The sequence below is a fragment of the Deinococcus aestuarii genome, from assembly GCF_018863415.1.
In the GTDB taxonomy this organism is placed as follows: Bacteria; Deinococcota; Deinococci; order Deinococcales; family Deinococcaceae; genus Deinococcus; species Deinococcus aestuarii.
The window spans coordinates 43655-62456 of record NZ_JAHKSN010000020.1; the positions used below are offsets into that span (position 1 = coordinate 43655).

At 66.7% G+C, this 18802-nt stretch carries 20 protein-coding genes; 2 read left to right on the plus strand and 18 right to left on the minus strand.

Features of this window, described 5'->3' with window-relative positions; all coding sequences use genetic code 11:
* Positions 1-2: 2 nt before the first annotated feature.
* The 8 genes from IC605_RS25440 to IC605_RS18950 all read right to left on the minus strand — a co-directional run bounded on the left by IC605_RS25440 (position 3) and on the right by IC605_RS18950 (position 7565).
* Positions 3-923, minus strand: a complete 921-nt coding sequence (locus IC605_RS25440; RefSeq protein WP_216327829.1) for an AAA family ATPase — start codon at positions 921-923, stop codon at positions 3-5.
* Positions 920-1255, minus strand: coding sequence for a hypothetical protein (locus IC605_RS18920; protein ID WP_216327833.1), 336 nt, complete (start codon positions 1253-1255; stop codon positions 920-922). Before IC605_RS18920 ends, IC605_RS25440 begins: the two co-directional genes overlap by 4 nt.
* The gene (locus tag IC605_RS18925) at positions 1252-1755 is read right to left on the minus strand and encodes a hypothetical protein (RefSeq protein WP_216327835.1); all 504 of its coding nucleotides are present in this window, start codon (positions 1753-1755) and stop codon (positions 1252-1254) included. Before IC605_RS18925 ends, IC605_RS18920 begins: the two co-directional genes overlap by 4 nt.
* The gene (locus IC605_RS18930; RefSeq protein ID WP_216327837.1) at positions 1752-3092 is read right to left on the minus strand and encodes a hypothetical protein; all 1341 of its coding nucleotides are present in this window, start codon (positions 3090-3092) and stop codon (positions 1752-1754) included. Before IC605_RS18930 ends, IC605_RS18925 begins: the two co-directional genes overlap by 4 nt.
* A 1-nt stretch (position 3093) precedes the next feature.
* Entirely contained in the window at positions 3094-4134 is a 1041-nt protein-coding gene (locus IC605_RS18935; protein WP_216327839.1) for a hypothetical protein, read from the minus strand.
* Positions 4131-6752, minus strand: a complete 2622-nt coding sequence (locus IC605_RS18940; protein WP_216327841.1) for a VirB4 family type IV secretion system protein — start codon at positions 6750-6752, stop codon at positions 4131-4133. Before IC605_RS18940 ends, IC605_RS18935 begins: the two co-directional genes overlap by 4 nt.
* 89 nt (positions 6753-6841) lie before the next feature.
* Positions 6842-7171, minus strand: a complete 330-nt coding sequence (locus tag IC605_RS18945) for a hypothetical protein (protein ID WP_216327843.1) — start codon at positions 7169-7171, stop codon at positions 6842-6844.
* Positions 7172-7190: 19 nt separating this feature from the next.
* A complete protein-coding gene (locus tag IC605_RS18950; protein ID WP_216327845.1) occupies positions 7191-7565 on the minus strand; it encodes a hypothetical protein in 375 nt (124 codons plus the stop codon).
* 153 nt (positions 7566-7718) lie between these two features.
* On the opposite strand from IC605_RS18950, the gene IC605_RS18955 reads away from it, so the two are divergent.
* Both IC605_RS18955 and IC605_RS18960 read left to right on the plus strand, forming a co-directional pair.
* The gene (locus IC605_RS18955; protein WP_216327847.1) at positions 7719-9665 is read left to right on the plus strand and encodes a hypothetical protein; all 1947 of its coding nucleotides are present in this window, start codon (positions 7719-7721) and stop codon (positions 9663-9665) included.
* A complete protein-coding gene (locus IC605_RS18960; RefSeq protein WP_216327850.1) occupies positions 9662-9967 on the plus strand; it encodes a hypothetical protein in 306 nt (101 codons plus the stop codon). The genes IC605_RS18955 and IC605_RS18960 overlap by 4 nt, the downstream gene beginning before the upstream one ends.
* A 56-nt stretch (positions 9968-10023) precedes the next feature.
* Here the strand turns inward: IC605_RS18960 and IC605_RS18965 are convergent, their stop codons facing one another.
* From IC605_RS18965 to IC605_RS19010, 10 genes are all read right to left on the minus strand, one after another.
* Positions 10024-10533 carry a hypothetical protein gene (locus tag IC605_RS18965; RefSeq protein ID WP_216327853.1) on the minus strand — a complete coding sequence of 170 codons (510 nt, stop codon included), beginning with the start codon at positions 10531-10533 and terminating at the stop codon, positions 10024-10026.
* A gap of 12 nt (positions 10534-10545) precedes the next feature.
* Positions 10546-11001 carry a hypothetical protein gene (locus IC605_RS18970; protein WP_216327856.1) on the minus strand — a complete coding sequence of 152 codons (456 nt, stop codon included), beginning with the start codon at positions 10999-11001 and terminating at the stop codon, positions 10546-10548.
* A gap of 160 nt (positions 11002-11161) precedes the next feature.
* Positions 11162-11584 carry a hypothetical protein gene (locus IC605_RS18975; protein ID WP_216327859.1) on the minus strand — a complete coding sequence of 141 codons (423 nt, stop codon included), beginning with the start codon at positions 11582-11584 and terminating at the stop codon, positions 11162-11164.
* Positions 11585-11595: 11 nt separating this feature from the next.
* Entirely contained in the window at positions 11596-13197 is a 1602-nt protein-coding gene (locus IC605_RS18980; protein WP_216327863.1) for a hypothetical protein, read from the minus strand.
* 5 nt (positions 13198-13202) lie between these two features.
* Positions 13203-14252, minus strand: a complete 1050-nt coding sequence (locus IC605_RS18985) for a hypothetical protein (RefSeq protein ID WP_216327866.1) — start codon at positions 14250-14252, stop codon at positions 13203-13205.
* Positions 14253-14307: 55 nt separating this feature from the next.
* Entirely contained in the window at positions 14308-16140 is a 1833-nt protein-coding gene (locus tag IC605_RS18990; protein ID WP_216327869.1) for a type IV secretory system conjugative DNA transfer family protein, read from the minus strand.
* 12 nt (positions 16141-16152) lie between these two features.
* Positions 16153-16581 carry a hypothetical protein gene (locus IC605_RS18995; RefSeq protein WP_216327872.1) on the minus strand — a complete coding sequence of 143 codons (429 nt, stop codon included), beginning with the start codon at positions 16579-16581 and terminating at the stop codon, positions 16153-16155.
* A 9-nt stretch (positions 16582-16590) separates the two neighbouring features.
* The gene (locus IC605_RS19000) at positions 16591-17346 is read right to left on the minus strand and encodes a hypothetical protein (RefSeq protein ID WP_216327875.1); all 756 of its coding nucleotides are present in this window, start codon (positions 17344-17346) and stop codon (positions 16591-16593) included.
* Entirely contained in the window at positions 17339-17740 is a 402-nt protein-coding gene (locus IC605_RS19005; protein WP_281416418.1) for a ribbon-helix-helix protein, CopG family, read from the minus strand. The genes IC605_RS19000 and IC605_RS19005 overlap by 8 nt, the downstream gene beginning before the upstream one ends.
* Before the next feature lie 436 nt (positions 17741-18176).
* Complete coding sequence (locus tag IC605_RS19010; protein ID WP_216327881.1) at positions 18177-18575, minus strand: hypothetical protein; 399 nt, start codon at positions 18573-18575, stop codon at positions 18177-18179.
* Between the last annotated feature and the right edge of the window lie 227 nt (positions 18576-18802).

Here is an 18802-nt window from a genome sequence, read left to right on the forward strand (position 1 = left end):
GGTCAGATTCCTTTCCCCAACCGGACGATGGTGCCCTCCGGCTGGCGTCCCTCGGCGATGATCTGCATGGCCTCGGTGGCCCTCATCATCTCAAGTACACCGCGCTCACGGATCAGCGCAATCCAGTAGAACACGGGTTCCGGGTGGAAGAGGGGGGCGAGGTTCTGGTTCTCGCTGACCCGCTTCACGTCGCGGCCGTGGGTGGTGCCCATCAGTCGGGCGCCGTTGCGCTGGCCGTTGGCGATGAACTCCGCCTCGGACAGACGGTTGATCTCGTCCACGATCAGCACGCGCACGTTCTGGTTCTTCACCGCCTCCTCGATCAGGGCCGCCTGCATGGCCTTCGACCGCACGGGCATCACGTCCACGTCGCCGATGCCCGGGTGCGGCACCTTCCCGTCGCCCGCCACGTCGCCGGACGTGTCCACGATGACCGTCTGCATGGGCTGGTACTCGGCAGCGATCTTCGCGGTGCCGCGCAGGATGGTCGTCTTTCCCACCCCGGCCTCGCCGATGATCAGGAGGCTGGGGTTCTCCACGATGAAGGGCCGCAGCGGCTCCGCCATGCCCTCGAAGTAGCGGCCCACACGGAAGGTGTACCCGATGGGGGAGCCCTCGGCGGTGCCGTCGGCCATCATCACGCGCGTGATGCGGTGGCCGGTGCCGTCAATCCCGCGCCGGTTGTCGTCCCGGAAGGTGCCGCACTTGGCCCCCAGGAAGGCCAGGTCCTCCAGGGAGACCGTGTGCGGGTACTTGCGGTACTGCCCGTCCACCAACACCCACACCGGGCGCTGGGCGCGCAGCTTGATCTCCTCGACGCGGGGCAGGTCGTCCTTGAGGATGGCCTGTACCCCCCGGGGCAGGAACGCCAGGAGCTTTTGCAGGTCCTCCGTGACGTTCACCGCCGTCATGTCACTGCTCACGCGGCGTCCTCGCTGCTGGAGACGTTGGGGGTGCCGATCCTGCCCGACTGGATGGACAGGCGGAGCAGCCGGTTGTTCTCCTGCTGGAGCGCGTTGCCCGCGCGCAGCTCGGCCCGGATGGTGTACAGCAGGCGGATGAAGGCCACCAGCACGGCGGCGACGACCAGCAGCGGCAGGCCCTTGGCGTCGAACCCGGTGAGCGCGACGCCCCCCAGCAGCAGCACCACGCACAGGAAGGTGTAGGGCGTGAAGAGGCCGTTCATCAGGTTGTCGCGGATTTCCGCGCGGCGGGCGGTGCGCTGGCTGCGGGCTTCCCGGGTGAGATGGGTCATTTCAGTCGTCCTCCGATCCGCATGAAGGCCTCGTAGTTCGTCACGGTGCGCCCGGCCTTGACGGCACCCGCGAACCAGGTCAGAAAGGTGTTGCTGGCCGTTCTCGGCAGCACCCGCAGGTCGCTTACGTTCGCGGTGCGCCCGAGCTGGGCACTGGAGAACAGGTCATCGTCCACGAGCACGTAGGCCGTGGTGCTGGCCACCTGCGCCTCGACTACCCCGGCGCCGGCCAGGGCCAGGCTGTTGGAGAGGCTGTCCTCCTTCGCCGCGAAAAAGGGAACGGTGAGGACCACCACCCGCACGCGGCGGGTGGAGTCCACGGTGGCGGCGCGCAGGGCGTCGGCCATCCGCGCGTCCGTGAGGTAGGGCACGTAGACCAGCACGCGCCACTGCGCGGTGCCGATCAGGTCCAGCACCTTGCCGTAGGCCACGGGGCGGCCCTCCTGGGCGGTCGCACTTCCCGCCGCGAGGGTCAACCACAGGGCAAGCCGCCTCTTCATTTGCGGACCGCCACACCGCTGAACATGGCGATGGCCGCCGTGGGCACGCCGAACATCAGCAGGCCCGCCAGCACCACGCCGATCAGGAGGCGCCCGACCATCACCCCGAACGACACGAAGGTGTCGGTGATGTCCTGGATGACGCCGGTCACGGTGTCCGCGACCTTTTGGAATGCGGTGGTTTGCAGCCAGTCCGTGAAGGTGCTCAAGGCGCCCATGTTCACGACCTTCTGGCACGGGTTGCTGTCCATGTTCGCCTGGTCAACGTCCTTGGCGTTCTTGCAGCTCGACAGCAGGTTGTCCATCTTCGAGACGGTCTGCTGGTTGGCCTGGTCCGCCATCTGCTGCTGCTTCTGCGCGGCCCAGCCCAGGTGCTCGGTGTAATACTGCATCGACTTTGTGGGCTGCACCAGCGCGGTGTCGATGGCGTTCACCAGGATCAGCGGCATGAGCATCAGCGCGATCATGACGCCGATCCAAGTCCCGAACATGGTCCACAGCACGCGCGTCTCGTCCCAGTTCAGCAGCGCGAGCCCCATCGGCACACCCACCAGGATCAGGACGGTCAGCCACCCGGCCGACGTGATCAGCGTCCCGTAGCCGGTCAGGAAATACTGCAACGCGGTGAACATGCCTCCCAGCTTGTCCATCACGAACCCGACCAGCTTGGTGCCCGCGGCCTTCAGGCCGGTACTGGCCGCGGCTGCGCTCTCCTTGGCGGCGGCGATCCGGGTGCCGTCCTTGGCAAAGGTCTTGGCGAGGGCAGCGGTTCCCGCCTTCATCGCGCCGCCCGCTTCCGGCAGGACCAGGGTGCTCCCCACCACAACCGTTGCCCCCAGCATGTCGGTAAAGCTGTCCTTGGCCTCGGTGAGCTTGCCCTTGAAGCTGCCGCCGAAGGTGGTCAACCCGAACGAGTAGGAGCCGCGCACGCTGGCGGTGGTGACGTTGGTGATGCTCCAGCTTGCCGGGCTGTACGCCGTGGCGATCAGGGCGCCGGTGATCAGGAAGCGGCCTGCCAGGCGGTTGAACTGCTTCATGGCGTCGCCGCCCTCGAATTGCAGCCGGGACACGCTCACGGCGAAGCCGTAGACCGCGATGGCTTCCGCAATCGTGATCCAGATTTTGTAGAGCGTGCTCCTGGAGATCGCGCTGCCATTTCCGAACAGCGCATCAAAGGGGTTCGCTCCCATGAAGCCCGCGAGGTACTGCTGAAGCACGTTGTCCGACTGGGCCTTGTAGTAGTTGGAGGTCGCCGTGATTTCCGGGGTGCCCGCCGCCAGCGCGAGCGCGCCGCAACACAAGGCCAGGGCCGCGAGGTACAGGACGGGGCGGCGCATCTCAGTACCCCGATCCTGCCCGCGCGTTCGCGGCGCTCGTGTTGACGGCGGCGGGGTCGAGCAGCCCATCGAACATCGCCGCGTACTGCGCGTACTGGCGCGCGGCGGCGCTACCCGCCTCTAAGTTGTCCTTGGCCGCCTCCTCCATCGCCTGCTTGATGAAGTTGTTCTGGTCGGTGAGGGCGCTGCCCACGTCGTCCAACTTGGAGATCAATTGCGTGTTCGTCATGACCTGCTGTTTGGCGATCTCGGTGAGGAGTTGGAACTCGGTGATGCGCATGGAGGCGTCCTGCTTCAGGCCCTCGCCCTGCATTTCAAGCTGGAGCTGCAACACCTCGCGCATGCTGAGGGCGGTCTGCCCCTTCTTCACCTGCTCGTCGGCGTAGCCGGGCTTGAGGGGCGTGCCCACCATGCCGGTCGCCGCGTTGATGGCCGGGGTTAGGGCGGACTCGACGGCCTTGTTGCTCTGGTCCACCACCTTCTTAGCCTGGGCGGCCCGCAGCAGCTCGCCGAAGCTGTCCACCGTCTGCTGGTAGCGCCCCGCGGTCTGGGCGGACACCAGAAACGGGTTGGCCTTGGTGGCGTAGTCCGCGAGGCCGCCCGGGGTGGTGACGGAGAGCCCGGCGTTGTCGTCCTTGTACCCCGCCGCCTGATCCCTCAGCACGCCCGTCATGGCGTCGAACAGCGTGGCCCGGAACTGGTTGTACGTCCCCTGCATGGACTCGTTGATGTTGGCGGTCACGGTGTTGAGCTTGTCGAAGCCGAGCTTCTGGCCCAGGTAGTCCACCGTCCCCGACATGTACTTGCCCATGACCTCGCTCCCGAAGGCGGTCCAGTCGCCGTTCAGGATGTTGTCGTTCAGGAAGGTGTAGCTCGACGCGATGTTGCAAATCCACTGGAGCTGCTTGCCGTTGGCCGCCATCCCCTGCCCGGCGCTGCACGCCTTGGACAGGTAGGTGCCGAGCTGCTGCCACTCGCCGCTGCTCTGGGCACCGGCCGTGCTGGCGACGAGGGCGAGAGAGAGGAACAGAACGCGCCTCATACGTGCATGACCTCCTGATCGGGAGAGATGTCTTGGGGCGGCAGGGTGTAGTCGCCGTCGTCGTCCGGGCTGACGCGCACCTCCGCCTCGTCCTCGTCCTCCGGCGGCAGATCGGGGTAGTTCCCGGCCGCCAGGTCCTCGACGGCGCCAAGAATGTCGCCCCCGCGGCGCAGGATCGCGGCCCGGCGCAGGCGCCGGTGCTCCTTTTTCGACGACTGGAGCCAGAACATCTCCCGGCTCTCCTCGACGCGCACGATCTCGCCGTCCGGGTCGCCGTCCTCGGGCCGGTACACCAGCAGCCAGTCGGCGTACTCGCCGTCCACCTTCGTGAGCCTGCCCACGGCGTCGGCGATGGTCTCGGGGAGATCCAGGTTCTCGACGGCCTTTTGCGGCTTGCCGACCTTGCCCAGCCAGATGAAGTTGAACGACTCGTTGAGTTCCGGCATGTACTTGGTGTCGCTGGGAAGCTGCATGGCGCCGCCCACCGCGAGCCCGAAGGAGCGGCCCAGACGCAGCCACTCGCTGATGTAGTTGCGGTCGGTCTCGGTCTTGATCTGCTGCGTCATCTCGTCGATGAAGCAGATTTTCCAGTCGTGCTCGGGCGCGAGCTTGGCCGTTTGCAGCACGCGGTCGGAGATGATGTGCATGGCGATTTTGCGCCGTTTTTCGTCGGTCGGGCCGATGTTGCTCAGGTCGTAGTAGACCTGGCGGGCGGGCTTCCTGGCGTTCTCGGAGGTGCGGCGGTCAATGAGCTGGCCCCAGTCCGAATCGCCCAGGAAGCGGCGCAACCGGGTGGCGAGCGAGCGGGCCATCTCCCGCTGCACGCTGCTCATCGAGCGGCCGTCGCTGTACTGCGACATGGTTTCCAGCAGGTCGCGCACGTCCGACATGATGGGCGGCTCGGACTCCTGCGAGTGGGCCATGTAGGTGAGCTTGAAGGCCTCCTCGATGATGGTGTCCTCCTCGCCGTTCACGCGCTCGTCGCGGCCTGGAGGCGCGAAGTTCCGCACCAGGGTCAGCAGGAACAGCAGCTTGCCCGCGTCGGGCATTCTCTCGCCGGGCGGCAGGTCCAGGGGGTTGAGGGTGGTGTCGCCCTTGCCGCCCATGACGATGTGCAGCCCGCCGATGCCCAGAATCCAGTCCTTCAGGTCGTTCTTGCGGTCGATGATCGTGACCCAGGGGTTGTAGTGGTCCACCAGGCCGTTGAGCTGCGAGACGACGTTGAAAGTTTTGCCCCAGCCAGTGGGGCCGATCACGATGAAGTGGCTGGCGCTGGTGCCCGCCGCAAAGGGATCGAAGACGGTGAGGCCGTCGGCGGCGTTGCGGTACACGATGGTGGGCTTGCCGATGCCCGGGAACGGCGCGATAGGCGGCATGAACCCCACGGCGTTGCTCTCGACGGCCTTGAACGGGAACTCGGTGCGCCGCCCGTTGAAGGGGGCGCACGCCTCGTACACGGCGATGCTCTGCCACCCGTGCATGACCGGGCGGCTGGCCTGGAAGCGCGCAAAGGCGCTCGTGGCCTCGTTCAGCATCTCGGTCATCTGCTCCTGGTTTTTTGCGAACAGCAGCACGCTCACACCCACGGTGTAGAAGTCGTCCTTGCTGTCGTACACGTGTTCCAGGGTCTCGTTGACTTCCTTGTGGCGCTGGAGGGCGCTGGCGCTCGGCGCGTACTTGGTGCTGTTGACGGCGCTGTACAGGCCGCGCTTGGCCCCCTCCATCCTCTCCAGCTCGCCCTGCGGGTCGAGGTGCTGGTACTCGATGCAGAACACCATGTTGCCGCTCCTGATGTTCTCGGCGACCTCCTGAAACAGCCCGAACTCGGTGTACCGGGGCAAGTCGTGCAAGCTCACCGCGTAGACGAGCGTGCTGCCGTTCACGAGGTAAGCCTTGTCCTCCACGTGCAGGGGCGATTGCATGACCTGGCGCGAGATGGTCAGGGGATCGGGGTCCCCGTCGATCACCGGCATGTTCTTCAGGCGGGCCGCCTCGTCCAGCACCACCTCGGCGCTCGGTCCGCCCATCGCGTCGGGGGTGTTGTAGTAGAAGCAGGCGTCTTTGATCTCCTGCGCGTTCATGGACTCGGCGTGATAGCCCGCGTTGCGCAGGCGGTTGATCAGGTCGCGCCTGCGGCTTTGTACCCGCTGGACGGCGGCACGCAGGTCCGCGTCGCTCGGGGGATTCTCGCGGCTGAACGGCAGGGGCGGCCGCACGGAGAGGGTGACGAAGAACTCCCAGCGCTTGAGACGTCCCTTCCTGCGGCGCTCGTCGAGCAGCGCCATCTTCTTGTCCACCAGGAAGCCCGCCACCTCGTTGCGGCGGCGCCCCACGGTCGTCACGGCGGCCAGGTCCTCGTGCCGGGCAGGGAGCTTCATGATGTAGATGCGGGCCCGCTCGCCGACCGGGACCGCGAGCTTGAGCACAGCCTTCAGGTCGAAGTGCCGCCCGTTCAGCACGTGCTCGCTCATCAGCAGCCGGGACGGCGGGCGGATGCGCACGCCGACCTCGAACGTTCCGTCATCGAGCAGCGAGGAGGCCGGGCCGGTCTTGTCGTGCGGGTCCAGCGAATCGGGGACGATCTCCCAGTACGGCTGGGTGTCATTAACGGCGGACACCGTGCCCCCGGTTCGGGGGTCACGGCTCGTCGTGGGCTTCCTGGGTTGTGTCCTGGGCTGGTCAGCTTTGGCCTTGCGCCGAAACACGCTCACCTCTTTCGTTGCCGGGCATCGCTCAGGACCGGCTTGTAGTTGCGCTCCGGTTTGACGTGGTAGTAGTCGGTGCGGTTCAGGTAGCCGTAAACGTGATTGAACAACTTCGGGTAGTTGCTCAGGGTGCGCCGCGAGAACAGCACCACCAGCAGCGTGACGCTGCCCGCGACCACCCCGTACACCATCGGTGTCGCGCCGTTGGCATTCGACAGACCGGAGCCGAAGATGCCCGCGCCGAGCACGGCCAGGAACTCCCACAGGGTGAAGGTCCCGAAAAACCCACTCTTGGTGATGGTGCTGTACCCCTTGAAGCGGCGGTCGCTCATGGTCTGTGCGCCCTCCGCCTCAGCAGGTGGTGACGACCTTGACCAGCAGGCGGATCGCGCCCAGGCCGAGGATGGCGATGATGACGCCCACGATGCCGTCGTTGTCGCGCTTACCCACAGCGCGGCCAATGAAGAAGCCGATCAGGCCGCCCACCAGGATCACGACCAGGAACTTGAGGGACGTGAACCAGCTCAGCCAGCCGTTCGTCCCGCACACCGCGCTGGAGATGACGGCATCAGGCTGGTTGCTTCCGTTGCCGGTCATCTGCGCCGCCGCGCGGTCCAACACCCCGAACAGCGCCATGAACAAGGCGGCCGTGAGGTACTGCACGCGCTGCCGCGCGTCCCGCACGCTCACCTGCGCGCGGACCACCAGGGCCACCAGCCACGCCATGTAACCGCGCAGGACCGCAGCCCCCAATGACTGGGAAAGGTTTGCTGTTTTACTCGCCATCATTCGCATTTCTCTTCCTCCCCGGGTTCGTCTCAGACGCCCTTTTATCATCCTAGTATGCAAACACTTCCCATGCAAGATACTATGGAAGGTATGGACAGGGCACTGTTTGACAAGACCCGCCGCGAGGTCCAAGACGAGCTGAAGGCCCTGGGCGAAACGGTGGTGATCCCCGACCCGGAGGACGGGGAATACCTCAGTACCTTCATGGCCATCCAGCGCAAGCACCCGCGCCTGGCCGCCCGGCTGATCGAGGCCGAACAGGCCGACCCCGCCGACCTGCTTCCTCCGCCCCCCACCCGCGCCCCCCGGCCGACCTGGCGCCACCGCGTGAACCACATCACCGAACGGCTCTGGATGCGGCGGGGCCTCGACGGCAAGCTGATCTGGGACCGCAACCGCGTCCTGCGCTCCGGCCTGCTCACGGCAGGCGTGATCGCAGGAGGCGTCCTCGTGTACAGCGTGGCCGTGCCCAAACCCAAAACGGTCACGGCGTCCACGGCCCCGGCGACGTCCACGGGTCCCGCCACAGCCAGCAGCACCGACACCAGCGGCGCTTTCCCCAAAGGCGCTCCTGACCCAAACCAGGCGGCGGACCCGGCCACCCAGGCGAAGATCGACACCCTGGAGACCGAGCAGGCCACCGGCGCCGTCACCCCCGAGCAGACGCCCAGCGACACAGCTCCCAGCCCGGTCACGGCCAGCAACACGAGCGGCGCGACGCCGCCGCCCCCTGCGGTGTTCCGGGAGGTGGACGTGCCCACCGCCGCGGCCTCCGTCTCCCCACCCGCCTCTACCCCGGCCCCCGTGCCGGACACCGCGCCCGCCCCCGTGGCGGCCTCGACCGTTCCCTTCGGCGGTCAGGACACCTCGCCGCCGGTCCAGCCGTTCACCCTCGCGGACAACGGGGCGCCCGAGCCGTCACCCGCCCCCACCCGGCCCACGCCCCTGAAGACCGTGAGCGCCCCCGAGTACACGCCGCCCACGTCCGACACCCTCTTTGGCGGGGACAGCGCGCCCGCCCAAGTGATTGCGTCTCCGGCGACTCCACCTCCCGCGACGGTGGCCGCCACTCCCACCCCCGCTCCTGCACCACAGCCCGAGGTGGCACCCCCCCCAGCGCCCGGTCAGGCGTTGATGTACCAGAAGCCCGCCGAGGCCAAGACGACCGAGCAGGTGCCCCGTTCCGCCCTGGTGTACCAGGCGTCCGCAAAAGAAAGCGGTGCGGGTGCAGACAGCACGGTCACCACCACCCGCTCGGCCCTGGTGTACCAGGCCTCCGCCCAGGCGAGCGACACCACGGCGGGCAGCGCCCTCAGCTTCCAGCAGGGGAGCGAGGGTCAGGCGGGCGTGACCGCCGCGAGCGCGCGGGGCGGCGCGATCATGTACCAGCGCAGCGCCGCTTCCCCGGGCGCCGCAGGTGCTCCTGGGGCCGCGACGGGTCCCACCGAGTTCGGCACCACGGCCGCGGCGCCCCAGGTGGACCCCGACGCCCCGAAGTTCAGCCCGACATCACAGATTCCCGCCAAGACCCTGACGGCCATTCGGACGGCCGCCGGAGTCGCCGTGCCGCTGGTGGTCGTGTCGCAGGACGGGAACTGGATCGGCACCGCGACGTACAACGCGGCGCTCGGGCGGGTGGACATGACGTTCAACAGCTTCGTCCACATGAAATCCGGCAAGACGTACCCGGTGCAGGCGCTGGGGTATCAGGCAGTGGGGGGCAACCTGACCCAGGGTGTCGCGGCCAGCGTCCACCCCATCGCGCCCACCCTGGGGCTCGATCTCGCCCGCGCGGGCCTGAACAGCCTGAACGTGTACACGCAGGCCCTCCAGGGCGCGGGCACGACCACCACCAACGGTTCGGTCACCACCATCACGCGGCAGGCTCCGGCCTTCGTGCAAGTGCTCCGGGGCGAGCTGGGCAAACTGGCGCAACTCCCGGAGGACAACCAGACCATCAGTGTGGTGGCCGACGTTCCCACGAATACCGACGTGATCATCCTCTTTGGTGTTGGAGCTTCGGAGGCCAATCGGTGAAAGCTGGAGTCGAACGCGCCATCAAGGAAATAACGAGGCGCCTGCACGCCCGGGGAATGGGTGCGAGGTCGAACTTCAAGGCTGGTAAGCGTGCCGACCAGCCGGGGTTGGCGCTCGAATTAGAAATTACCAACGACCTTTACTGGTCGCTTTCGGCGAGTGCCGCCGCGCGAGGACTGACGCTTGAAGAGCACATGCTGCGCCTGGTGGAGGAACAGTTGGCCCGTGAGTCTGGGAAGACGTTCAAACAGGTCATGCGGGCGGGGGTGCAAAAGGCCCTCTCACAACAGAAGGGAAGTTGAAGGGATCAGGACCGGGGGGCGCACCATGTTGGTGCGCCCCCTCGTTGGTCGAGCCCTTACTGATCGACGGGCAGCACGGTGGGCACGGGTGTCTTCCACTCCGCCCGTGCCGCCAGGTTCCGCCGGTCGCTCGGGCCGTAGGCGCTCACGCTCTGAGCCGCCTGGCCGGGCAGGTGGTCGGTGACGCTGTACCCGTTCTCGGTCGTCGTGTTGCCGTTCGCGTCGGTGACGACCCGCGTGCAGGTGACGGTCAACCGCACGTTGCTGACGGTCGCCAGCTCGTCGGGCGTGAGGGTCCTCGACCAGGCCTCCCCTGCCTGCACGTCGGGGCTTTGCACGTTCAGATCGCCGCCGAGGTCGCTCCCCGGAGTGGTGAGGACGAGCTGTGCCGTCATGGACGTGCAGGGCCGCGTGCTCGCGCCGGGGTTGTCCAGGCGAAAGGTCATGGCGGCGGGCTTCGTGGCCTCGGGGGGGGTGGGCTGGGGAAGGATGTTGCTCAGCTCGGCCTGCGTGCAGGAAGCGAGCAGCAGCGGCAGGGCCAGGGCGGCAAGACGGCGTGTGTTCATCTCGACCTCGGTTCAGTATTTCTTTGCGGACTTCAGATACAGGTCCATGCTGGCGCGGCCCTGCGCGCCCACCTGGGGGCCACGGACCACGTACCACTGTTGGGGACCCTGTTGCAGGATGGCCGTGTCGGCTCCGGCGAACACCACGTTGCCGCTCATGTTCACGCCCGCCACCGGCAGGTAGTACACCTGGGCACCCAGCGCCCGCAGCGGCGCGTAGGTGGCCGCGTTCTGGGCCGTGGTGAGCACGGTCAGCTTGGTGATCGCCCGGGAGCGCAGCAGGCTCAGGACGCCCTTCTGGAAAGCAACGCTGGGGAAGGTCGAGCCCACCATCATCACCTCGCCGCGCACGAGTTTGAGGACGGCCGCCGGGTCCTTGACCAGGACAGGCTTGAGGCCGCTCATCTGCGCGGCGGCGGTGGCTCCGGCCAGCAGCAGGGGAAGGATGGAGAGGAGTCTAAACTTCACGGGCTCTCCTGATCTTCGTCAGGGTCGCGGGGATCGGGCGCGACGGGTAGTTGTGGCAGGCGGGTCACCCGGCTCCTGCCTCGGCGGGTCGGACCGACAACCAGCCGGTGTCCTTGGTCCTCGGGGGTACAGGGTTGGTCTGACATGGCGGTGCTCCTTCTCAGGCGGGGATGGGGAGTTGAGGGTTCTCCGGGCGCCACCGCGCGAGCAACACCACGAGGTGCAGCCAGGAGTTGGTCAAGAAGCGGTCGTGCCCAAGCTGCGTCCACGGGAACTCCTGCCCGGAAGTGCCGAGGAAGTGCCGCAGGGTGACGCTCACCTCGTCATCCCCCACACGCTCCAGTTCCTCGCAGAACTCGCGCAGCCCCCGCCTGCTCAGCGCGCAGGCGAACGCCATTGGGGGCTGCCGAAGCACCACCGCTGCCCGGAAGGCCGCGTACAGCGCCAAGGACGCGCGCTGCTCGAAAGAGGGGTGGGTCCTCTGCGGGCACATCAGCGTTGTCGCCGCCTGCCAGCACTCCTTGGGGGTGTGGAAGACAAGGACCGGCTGAGCTGTGTTGAGATCGCCGCTTTGCTCCGGCATTGAGAACTCCTTCAACGAATCAGGGGGGCGTAGTCGAACAGCGGCTGCCCCTGCACGCGCGGCACCTGGTAACCCTCGGGCACGCTGCGCCAGTCGTAGTGCGCCTGCATCGCCGCGAACGGCAGTCCTGCCAAATAGGGCGGCACCAGCATGGGCTGGGGCAGCACCACCGTCCCCGCTGGGAAGTTCTTGACGACCCCGGTGGCGAAGTAGGTGATGGGCCGCAGCGGCTTGGCGGTGGCCGGTTCGGGCAGCGTGGCGGTGTGCAGGGTGTTGAAGGCCTGGAAGAACGTCGTGTACCCCATGCGCTCCTGGTAGGCCGGGTTGCTGGGCGGCAGGGTCCGCTTGAACTCCTCGAAGGCCCACAGGCCGGGCGGGCTGCTCAGCGCGTCGTGACGGCCGGGCGCCAGGTGGGCGCTCAGGCTGGGGCTGCGCCAGGTGGACTGGAAGTAGTAGGGGGAGCTGTTCAGGGAGTAGAGCTGCGTGCTCTTGCCCTTGAAGGCGTTTTGCACGAGCCGCGCGAGGTCGGTGAACGGCTTGGGGTTCACGTTGTAGTTCATGACCGGCGCGACGACCGCTCCGTCCCCCGGCGTGAGGGTCTTCCACGGCAGCCCGAAGAAATAGGGGTTCTTCTTGTCGAACAGCGCGGACACGACGTCTTTCTGGTAGTCCAGGAAGTAGCTGCTGTGGGCGCGCTTCACGGCCCGCTGCACCCGCTGCTGCGCCTCGCCCATGTTGAAGTAGATGGGGGCCGGTGCGGCGGGGTTGGTGGCGTAGGTGCGGTCGCCCTGGATGCAGAACGTGGGCACCCCGAAAACGGTGAAACACGTCCCGGGCAGGTACAGGAAGGGCACGTCGGGGATGAGGTTCATGCTCACGCCGCCGCAGCGGTCGGCCTTGGGCGTCTGGGGCCAGGGCAGGTAGCTGTCGAGGTGAAGGGCGTTGTCGTAGGTGCTGAGGGGCACCCGCCCCTCCAGCAGCTTGGACCCCGGCAGGTCCCCCTTTTCCACGGTGACGCGCACCGTCGCGGCGTCGGTCCTCAGTTTTGACGACAGGTCCACCACGCACTGCGTCAGGTACAGCGCGGGGTTGTTCAACTCGATCATGGCATTCCAGTAGTAGCGGTCCTCGTACCGCTGCCACGCGGCGCGCATGCTGGTGGCGGCCGTCACGCTCGCGGCCTCAGTGGAGTACGGCACGCTCCACTCGATCTTCGAGCACTTGCCGGGATCAGTCGCCTTTTTCTCCACCCGGGCCTGCTGGCACGCGGCCAGATTCTCCTTGTGTGCTCTCAGCAGCGAGGTGTCGGTGACGCTGAGGTAGGGCAGGCGTCCCTTGGGCAGGGCCCCCAGGCGGAAGTCCGGGAAGTGGAACAGGTAGCGTTGAAGGCCGGAGTAGTTGGGCCGTTCGTCACCGGCGTTCTTCTGCGCCTGCTCGACCGTGCCGGTCGCGGGCTCGGTGGGCGTGGGCAAGGCGCCCGGCTGCGCTGGAGCGGCTGGCAGGCCAGGCGTGGGAGCGGCGGAGGGGGTGGTGGGCAGGGGCGGGAGCTGGGGAAGCGCCGCGCCTCCAGTGGAGGCGAGCGCCAGCGTCATGAGCAGAAACAGCCGCCGCATGGGCATCACTGCACCGTGACCTTTCGGGAGAGGTTGAACGCCCTGGCCGGGCCGAGCGTCTGCGCGCCCAGGGACACCACGAGGTCGTTGGGCGCGTTCTTGACGCGAACCAGGCCCAGGATCGGCGCCATGCTGCTGCGGGGCAGGGTCACGGGCACCACCGCCAGCGCGTTCCGGCCATCCGTCACGCGCAACGTCTTCATGTCGGCAAACAGCACGCCACCTGTCGGCGAGGTCAACTTGTAGGCGAGCAGGGCGTCGGTGCCGTCCCGCCGCGCACTGACTTCCAGGGTGGGGGTGACCACAGGACGTGGGGCGGCGGCGGATGCTGCGGCGGGCCGTGTGGTCACCGGCGCTGCCGCGGGCCGGGCCGGGGTCGCCGCCGTCGCGGGACGAACCACCGGGGGCGTGGGGATGGCCGTCGTCGCGGGGCGTGGGGCGGTCGGCGCCGCCACAGGACGGGTCACGGGTGCGGGCGCAGGTGCGGCTGCCACTGGGGCCGGGGCCGGACGGCTGCCCGTCGGTGCCGTGGAAGGCCTGGGCGCGGGCGCTGCGGGCGCAGGAGCAGCCTGAGTCTGCGCGGCCGCTTCCTCGTCCTCCTGGGCCTGGGCGGCGGCGGTCTGGGCGGCGATGGCGTCACCCGTCATGAACTTGTAGATGCGCGTGCCGCTGGGGGCGTTCGCCACCTGGAGACGGATGGGCAGCACCGTCTCGTCGTCAAGGATCAGGTTGAGATCCGCCCCACCGGCCTTGACCAGCGAATCGAGGAAGACCATCCGCCCGTTCTCGGCGCGGGACACCGAGAAGTTGCGCTGCTTGCTCAGCTCCATGCTGATGCCGGTGATCTCGGCACCCATGACCTGCAAGGTCACCTGATACAGCGGCGAGACCACCACCAGCGCCGGACGGGTGCTGAGCACCTTATCGATGGAGACCGTCTGGTAGTAGGGCCTGCCCGTCGCGGTGGTCGCGGCCTGCGACGGCACGGCGCTTCCTACCACCAGGGCGAGGGCGAGGGCGACGGAACGCGAGGCACGGTATGCAGAAAGGTTCATGCTCATAATTACACCCTATTGCGTGCTGGATTGCGTGAAAAGAGGGTCAGGTGGTTCAGAGTGAGCGGCGCGTCGCGCGCTCGAAGGCGGCCATGTCGTCTGCGAGGTCGTCCACCTCGACCACCGGGGCGGGTGAGATCGGGGCGTCATTCTCCAGGTCAAAGTCCACGGGGGCCTCGACCACCGGGGCCTCGTCCAGGGTGAGCGCGAGCGCGGCCACCGGCCGCCTCGCGGGCGTGGGCGCCGGTGCAGGGCGCTCACCGCCTGCGGGCACCAGCTCGGGCTCAGGAACCGGCGCGGCCACCCCTTTTCCGGCGACTTCCTCGACCACGGGAACCGTGCGGCGCTTCACCTCCGGGGGCTTCATGGTGCGCGCCACCTTGGCCTGCGGCAGCGTGAAGGGCTCCATGCGGTAGCCCGCGATCATCGGGTACTCGTTTGACGCGATCAACACGTTGCCCAGGGGCACCTTCAACACCTCGTCCGTCGTGATCAGCTCGCGCGAGTTGAGCCCGGCGGTATCCGACCGTCCGCTTTCCGGGTGTTCCGAGGTGCGGGTATCGCCGAACATGTACCGCCCGGAACTCTCGCTGATGTACTTGGCGGTGCCCGGGTCCTTGGGTGTGTAAAAAACTTTCGTATGCGTGCCGCTCTTCACGGTGTCTGCGCCGTCCTCGCCGTAAATCTTGTCGAGCTGCGACAGGGCCTGCACGTACACCAGGGCGATCATGCCGCGGCCCGCCACCGTGCTGATCAGCTCGTCGAGCATCGGCACCGCGAGGCGGCCCGCCTCGTCGAGCACGAACATGATGGGCACGAATTCGTCGTCGGGATGCAGGTCGTAGTGCTTGATGATCGCCTCGATCAGGGCGAGGATCACCGCGCCGAAGCTGTGCACGGTGTACTTCAGGTCGCTCTCGCGGAACACCATGTACAGGCTCGTGCGCTGCTTCAGCAGGTCCGTTGCCTTGAAGTCCGAGCCGCTGGTCATGTCGATGATGCCCTGCGACACGAGGTACTTCATCTTGGCGATCAGGTTGATCCAACTGTTGTTGAGGAACTTGTCGTTGCCAAAGCCCTCCCAGTTGTACTCGCTCGGCTTCATGCCCACGAAAAAGGACAGGTTGCGGTGGACCTCGGGGTCCTTGCTGCTCCTCTCCAGCATCAGGGTCGCCCGTTCGCACCCCATTGCCAGACAGTCGCGGATGAACGGGAGGACCGGCTTTCCCTGCTCCTTGGCGACCATCATGGCGGCCGTCAGGACGAAGCTCGCGCGCAGGGCGAACGCCTTGTTGCTCCCGTCGCCGTCCGGGTTCAGGATCGCCTCGGCCGTGGCCTGCAACTGCTCGGGGGTATCGCGTTCGGCGAACGGGTCGTACTGGTTGGTGGGAGCGCCCGTGCTCGGGTTGAGGACAAACACGTCCTGACCCATGACCCCGCTGCGGTAGCCCGCCGTCATGTTGTAGAACTCGCCCTTAATGTCGATCACGACTACGCTGCCGCGCCAGTTCAACAGGTTCGAGGTGGCGTTCAGCCCCTTGCCCGCGCGGGTCGGACCCACGAACAGCACGTGCCCCATCTCCTTGCGTCCGGCCACCCCTGCACGTAGGCCCACCACCTCGTCATAGGCGTAGCCCAGCAGAATCTCGTCACCATTGAGTTGCTTGACCGTCGCGTCCTTGATCTCGTCAGGCCTGGCCCAGTGCGCGTTGTACATCGCGCGAAACCGGGCGTCCCGCCCATCAAAGAACCAGATGCCAAACACCAGCGCCCCCAGCGCGGGCGCCAGCAGCCACAACAGCCCGGCCAGCACCGCGTACAGTCCCAGCGCCGCCGCCAGGTAAAACGACAGCAGGCGCAACATGAACCAGTGGTAGTGAATGATCATTTTGCGGACTCCCTATCCTTTCGGCCTGACGACCTTTAAGGTCCCCCTGGGCTGTTTGCTGCTCTTGTCGCGCCACTCGTCCATGCGTCCGGCGTCCACCCGCGCCCGGCGGTAGAACCACTGCTCCGGCCGCCAGAACCGCGAGAAGCCCACAAAGGTCAGCCCCACCAGCACGTTGGTGTGCAGCAGCAGCAGCTCCCACCCGGGCACGCCCCAGGCGTTCATGTACGCGCCGCGGCAGCTCGCCTTGGTCACGCAATCCGAGATGTAGTTCAGGGGGTCCAGCTCCACGCCGTAGCGCGCGTGGTACTGGGTCTGTACGTCCTTGAACAGCCTCGTCCAGACTTCCGCCGCATCCGAGTAGCCCGTCATGAGCGAGACGGCGATCAGCGCGAGACCGAGCATGAACAGCAGCCGTGGCCGCTGGTCCACGTGCATCATGACCTCACCTCACATCTCCATGCCGAACGACGCCTGCTGCTTCCTGTCCGTTTCCTTTTCACGGTCCTCCTTTCTGGCGCCCCCACCGTCCTCGACGCCCTGCGAACTGACACCGCGCTTGGCCTCCAGCCAGCTTGCGAACGCTTCCTGCCGCTGCACCTTCCAAAGTTCCTCCTTCATGTGGCGGTCGTGACCGAACTTCAGCTCCATGACCTTGGCCTGAACGTCGCCGTACTCGCGCAGGTCCTTGAAGTCGTCCCGGGTGAGCTTGCGGTCCGTGAACACCATCGCGTGCGCGTGGGGATGCTCCGTGTGCCCCTTCTCCCCGGCGTGGGCCACCACGAAGAACTGGGTATGCCCGGCGGCCTTGAGGGTCCGTGCTGCCCACTCCTGGGTCGTCTCGCTCCCGAAGTTGCGGTCCGGGCTCATGACCATGCGGTAGGCGTAGGAGAAGCGTTTGCAACTCTCACCGACAAACTGATGCACTTCATCCGGGTTCAGGACCTGTTGCCCGTTAAAGGCCTGGCGGTGCTCCCCGTCCTCGCCGGGGCGGAACATCATGTAGTTCGCGGACGCGAACGCCTGACCCGCGCCCGCCGAACTCGATCCCCGCGCCCCACCTGTCCGCACGTAGTTCGCCTTGACGACCACCCGGGTCTTCGGTCCACCGCTGCGCCTTGCGGCGCGCATCTGAATCCGCAGCACCTGCGCCGCACGCGGGGGCGAGGAGCGGATCTCCTTGCCGCGCCCCAGACCACTACTCATCGCCCAGGTCCTCGTCCTTCACGCCCTTGCGCCGGAGGCTCTTGCCTGCCGCCCTGTATGCCTGGTCACGCAGTCCCGACAACTGGGCTACGTCGTACCCGTTGTCCTCCCGGTACTTGAACAGAGCCAACCTCGACGCGATGGTGCTCTCCAACGCCGCATGAACCATCACCAGCCGCAGGTCTCCCAGGTGCCGGTCGAACAGGGTCGTCAGGATGCCCTCCAACCTGGGCATCAGGAACGTGGACGCTAACTCCGTCTCCTGCTGCCCCAGCGCGAGCACCAGCAGTTCCTCGATCATCTGCGACCGGCTGATCCCATTCGACTTCGCCATCTGGTCGATCTGTTCAGCTACTGCTTCCTCTACCCGAGAACCGACGTGAACCCTTGTCATAACGCCACAAACTCCAATCGTGAACACAAAATCGGTTTGTGAACACCGAGACGCCGTGTAGGACGAGAAAAAACACCTGTTGTGAACGTTCCTTATCCTGCCCTAACCCCTCAGCCCCCCGTAGCGAGCGCAGCGAAGCTGGAGGGGGGCGTTCTGAGGGGTTCAGAGGCAGTCGATTCGGCTGGAGGACCCACAGAAACGGCCCAAGCCTGGGCCGATGAGCTGCCCCCGTTCCCTCCACACCCGCCCTCCACCTGGGGGGCAGCTTCGCCGTGTCAGCGGCGCCCTGGGCCTGGCCTGGTCGGAACGCCTCGTGATGGTGCGACCAGGGATGGTGCTGCTGGTGCTTACGCTGGTGAGGTGCCATGCAGGGGCTCGCGCGAAGCGGAGAGACGCACGGACAGGCTCTCCGCTCCTTTTCACGAGGCAGGTCCATCTACTTGCGCTTGCCCCTGCGGTTGCCGGTGCGACGGCGGAATTTATCGGCCAGGTCTCTCATACTGATGGTGCCCGACAGCACCGCCTCCTTTGTGACGAACTGGGACACCCGCACCGGCACCGAGGTCTGCTTCTCCAACCACGCCTGAAACTCCGGCGTCTTCTCCACGGCGTACTCGCGCTCCTTGCTCGTCTTGGTCTCGGGCTTGCTGTTCTTGCCCCGCCCGACGTACTCCATATCGAAGGTGTGGTCCACGGGGGCGCCGTCGAAGACGTTGGTGCGAATGGCGTTCTTGAGGTTGACGATGAACCGCTGACGCCGTTCCGTGGGGACATCAGTGATGAGGTCGGACAGGAAGGTCACCTGGGCAGGTCGGGGCTCGGTTCTGGCAGTCATGTGACGCATGGTACGCGGAGCCACCCGCTTTCCTCAAGTAGGATGAGCAGGAACATGTTTGCAGCTTTTCTCTACACGCTCTGTGCTGGGTGGGTGACATTTGCCGCTCTGGACAAGCTCTATTACAGTATGTGTATGGGAAACTTTCGCACACCCTTTCTCCTCATCGCCATGTGCGGACCCTCTGCACTCGCCGCCGCGCCCTCAGCCTCAAACTCCACGTCCGT

What these genes read in the sequence shown, in the direction of transcription:
- IC605_RS18945 (WP_216327843.1), bottom strand. Translation starts at nt 7,171, where the DNA reads ATGAGCGACCGCCGCTTCAAGGGGTACAGCACCATCACCAAGAGTGGG.
- IC605_RS19000 (WP_216327875.1), bottom strand. Translation starts at nt 17,346, where the DNA reads ATGAGTAGTGGTCTGGGGCGCGGCAAGGAGATCCGCTCCTCGCCCCCG.
- IC605_RS18925 (WP_216327835.1), bottom strand. Translation starts at nt 1,755, where the DNA reads ATGAAGAGGCGGCTTGCCCTGTGGTTGACCCTCGCGGCGGGAAGTGCG.
- IC605_RS18995 (WP_216327872.1), bottom strand. Translation starts at nt 16,581, where the DNA reads ATGATGCACGTGGACCAGCGGCCACGGCTGCTGTTCATGCTCGGTCTC.
- IC605_RS18965 (WP_216327853.1), bottom strand. Translation starts at nt 10,533, where the DNA reads ATGAACACACGCCGTCTTGCCGCCCTGGCCCTGCCGCTGCTGCTCGCT.
- IC605_RS18920 (WP_216327833.1), bottom strand. Translation starts at nt 1,255, where the DNA reads ATGACCCATCTCACCCGGGAAGCCCGCAGCCAGCGCACCGCCCGCCGC.
- IC605_RS18935 (WP_216327839.1), bottom strand. Translation starts at nt 4,134, where the DNA reads ATGAGGCGCGTTCTGTTCCTCTCTCTCGCCCTCGTCGCCAGCACGGCC.
- IC605_RS18930 (WP_216327837.1), bottom strand. Translation starts at nt 3,092, where the DNA reads ATGCGCCGCCCCGTCCTGTACCTCGCGGCCCTGGCCTTGTGTTGCGGC.
- IC605_RS18985 (WP_216327866.1), bottom strand. Translation starts at nt 14,252, where the DNA reads ATGAACCTTTCTGCATACCGTGCCTCGCGTTCCGTCGCCCTCGCCCTC.
- IC605_RS18955 (WP_216327847.1), top strand. Translation starts at nt 7,719, where the DNA reads ATGGACAGGGCACTGTTTGACAAGACCCGCCGCGAGGTCCAAGACGAG.
- IC605_RS18950 (WP_216327845.1), bottom strand. Translation starts at nt 7,565, where the DNA reads ATGGCGTGGCTGGTGGCCCTGGTGGTCCGCGCGCAGGTGAGCGTGCGG.
- IC605_RS19010 (WP_216327881.1), bottom strand. Translation starts at nt 18,575, where the DNA reads ATGACTGCCAGAACCGAGCCCCGACCTGCCCAGGTGACCTTCCTGTCC.
- IC605_RS18990 (WP_216327869.1), bottom strand. Translation starts at nt 16,140, where the DNA reads ATGATCATTCACTACCACTGGTTCATGTTGCGCCTGCTGTCGTTTTAC.
- IC605_RS18980 (WP_216327863.1), bottom strand. Translation starts at nt 13,197, where the DNA reads ATGCGGCGGCTGTTTCTGCTCATGACGCTGGCGCTCGCCTCCACTGGA.
- IC605_RS19005 (WP_281416418.1), bottom strand. Translation starts at nt 17,740, where the DNA reads ATGACAAGGGTTCACGTCGGTTCTCGGGTAGAGGAAGCAGTAGCTGAA.
- IC605_RS18975 (WP_216327859.1), bottom strand. Translation starts at nt 11,584, where the DNA reads ATGCCGGAGCAAAGCGGCGATCTCAACACAGCTCAGCCGGTCCTTGTC.